The organism is Paenibacillus periandrae (assembly GCF_022458865.1).
GTDB lineage: Bacteria > Bacillota > Bacilli > Paenibacillales > NBRC-103111 > Paenibacillus_S > Paenibacillus_S periandrae.
The window spans coordinates 1-257 of the sequence record NZ_JAJNMU010000197.1 but is presented as its reverse complement, the minus strand read 5'-3'; the positions used below and the strand labels follow the sequence as shown (position 1 = coordinate 257).

The following is a 257-nucleotide window of genomic DNA, read 5'->3' as shown; positions in this document are numbered from 1 at the left end:
TGTCACAGGTTCGAGTCCTGTTCGGGGAGCCATATGGAGAGGTGTCCGAGTTTGGTCGAAGGAGCACGATTGGAAATCGTGTAGGCGCCACAAGCGTCTCAAGGGTTCGAATCCCTTTCTCTCCGTATTCATTATTGAATAAGGCCCGTTGGTCAAGTGGTTAAGACACCTCCCTTTCACGGAGGTAACAGGGGTTCGAGTCCCCTACGGGTCACCAAAGCAAGGGCGCTTAGCTCAGCTGGGAGAGCATCTGCCTT

Annotated in this window: 2 tRNA genes; both read left to right on the top strand. The window is 53.7% G+C overall.

Features of this window, described 5'->3' with window-relative positions:
• The first annotated feature begins 35 nt into the window (after positions 1-35).
• Positions 36-125: transfer RNA gene (locus LRL21_RS45215), tRNA-Ser, on the top strand.
• 17 nt (positions 126-142) lie between these two features.
• Positions 143-217: transfer RNA gene (locus LRL21_RS45210), tRNA-Glu, on the top strand.
• Positions 218-257 lie beyond the last annotated feature (40 nt).